1 protein-coding gene, 1 tRNA gene and 1 pseudogene are annotated in these 1,201 nt (G+C 40.5%); 2 read left to right on the forward strand and 1 reads right to left on the reverse strand.

Going from position 1 to position 1,201, the window contains the following annotated elements:
* Nucleotides 1-142: pseudogene (locus tag IQ242_RS25280) on the forward strand (ISNCY family transposase); the annotation flags it as partial.
* 386 nt (nt 143-528) lie between these two features.
* Here the strand turns inward: IQ242_RS25280 and IQ242_RS25285 are convergent.
* On the reverse strand, nt 529-915 hold the full coding sequence (locus IQ242_RS25285; protein ID WP_002757343.1) for a DUF4359 domain-containing protein: 387 nt from the start codon (nt 913-915) through the stop codon (nt 529-531).
* A 101-nt stretch (nt 916-1,016) separates the two neighbouring features.
* On the opposite strand from IQ242_RS25285, the gene IQ242_RS25290 reads away from it, so the two are divergent.
* A tRNA-His gene (locus IQ242_RS25290) sits at nt 1,017-1,089 on the forward strand.
* Nucleotides 1,090-1,201 lie beyond the last annotated feature (112 nt).

Below are 1,201 nucleotides of genomic sequence, written 5' to 3' on the forward strand. Positions count from 1 at the left end.
TTCCTAAGGGAAAACCCAAACGTCAAGGTAAAGAATGTGGTCAACCGTTTGTGATCAATCCCACTAATAAAACCGTCTCTGACGAAACCAAACAATTAATTGATCAACTCTTGCTCGAACGAATTTCCTGACGAGGAATTGCTAGAGTAACAGGGGTAAGTTGGTCATGGTTACAAAATTATGACCCACTTTCCGCAATTCTTAACATTCAATTGATGATTTTTACTAATATATTGCTTAAAACCCATTGCCAGTAGGGACTATAGCTACAATGATTGATTTTTCTCAAGGTGAAGAATTGTAATTTTTTTTCTCAGAAAAAATCAATGATTGAAAATATTCTCAATAGTAGTTTCTACAATGAAGGTTTTTTGTCAAAACATCTTGGGGAATGTAAAAATATATAAAAGTATATGAAGATGTGCGGAATGTCGGCTACAATGCCCAATTAGCAAAAGTTTCAGCTATCACCACTACAATAAAATCACTATCATCAGGATTTACTCTCGGAAAATTTCAATTGCCTGACTACAGTTCTAAAGCTTCGTAGATGTATAATTTGTTCAAAAAACCGACGGTGCTGAAGTGATAACTAGGTAAAGGGGGAGGGAACCATAATTCCGTTTGATAAACGCTGAAAATGACAAAATTCTTTCTAGTGGTGTGAGTGGCGATCGCTTCTTGTAAAAAAGGATGACCCGTATCCACCAACATTTTACAGTAACCCCGCAAGAGAGCCTGCACCTCGAGGGAAGCTTGCGCCCGAGCGCAGACATTATCCTTAAGATAGCTAGTTAACCTCTGGGAAGCGTATTGTTCGTAATCTTGACGATTAGGGTTAGTTGTCAGCAATATCCCCGCAATTCCCCCTAAAACCACTCCTAAAACTATTCCCCCTAACCGCGCCAATTTCATAAGCTCTCAAATCATCACTCACTTACCCTAACCATAGCCCGAATTAGGATAAAAAACCTCTTGTCAACGATTCGTTTTCTGCTATACTCGATAGATGTACGGCGAGCGTAGCCAAGTGGTTAAGGCAGTGGATTGTGGTTCCACCACTCGGGGGTTCAAGTCCCCTCGTTCGCCCTCTTTTAAAGGCTCGTTGATAATTAGGCTTTGAGGGGGTTGATTGGCACTTACCCACTCAAATCCCCAATCAATTCGTTATCGGTAAAACCCTACACCCCCTGTCTCTTAT

Source organism: Microcystis sp. LEGE 08355 (assembly GCF_015207185.1).
In the GTDB taxonomy this organism is placed as follows: domain Bacteria; phylum Cyanobacteriota; class Cyanobacteriia; order Cyanobacteriales; family Microcystaceae; genus Microcystis; species Microcystis panniformis.